The organism is Dellaglioa sp. CoH-57-MRSF-20 (assembly GCF_056781955.1).
Genome location: NZ_JBXAXV010000100.1, coordinates 1 through 486, shown reverse-complemented (window position 1 = coordinate 486; position 486 = coordinate 1). Strand labels below are relative to the sequence as shown.

At 48.1% G+C, this 486-nt stretch carries 4 tRNA genes; all 4 read right to left on the bottom strand.

From position 1 onward, the window contains the following. Window positions 1–78: 78 nt before the first annotated feature. The 4 genes from AC1RPN_RS08335 to AC1RPN_RS08320 all read right to left on the bottom strand — a co-directional run bounded on the left by AC1RPN_RS08335 (window position 79) and on the right by AC1RPN_RS08320 (window position 486). A tRNA-Ser gene (locus AC1RPN_RS08335) sits at window positions 79–168 on the bottom strand. A 39-nt stretch (window positions 169–207) separates the two neighbouring features. Continuing rightward, window positions 208–281 (bottom strand) — tRNA-Ile (locus AC1RPN_RS08330). 19 nt (window positions 282–300) lie between these two features. Next, window positions 301–374 (bottom strand) — tRNA-Met (locus AC1RPN_RS08325). Between the two features lie 40 nt (window positions 375–414). Continuing rightward, window positions 415–486 (bottom strand) — tRNA-Pro (locus tag AC1RPN_RS08320).

Below are 486 nucleotides of genomic sequence, written 5' to 3'. Positions count from 1 at the left end.
GCAGGATTTGAACCTACGACCTTCGGGTTATGAGCCCGACGAGCTACCAGACTGCTCCATCCCGCGATAATATTAAAAAGGAGGATAAGAGATTCGAACTCTTGCGTGGTTTGACCCACCTGACGGTTTTCAAGACCGTTCCCTTCAGCCAGACTTGGGTAATCCTCCATAAAAAATTAAAAATCTACTTGAATCAGCTACAAGTAATGGACCTTGTAGGACTCGAACCTACGACCGGGCGGTTATGAGCCGTCTGCTCTAACCAACTGAGCTAAAGGTCCAAGCTTCTTACGTAGAAAATAGCGGTGAAGGGGATCGAACCCCTGACCTCCCGGGTATGAACCGGACGCTCTAGCCAGCTGAGCTACGCCGCCATAAAATAAAAACACATAATAAATTTTGGCAATCTATTAATCGGGAAAACAGGATTCGAACCTGCGACCCCCTGGTCCCAAACCAGGTGCTCTACCAAGCTGAGCTATTTCC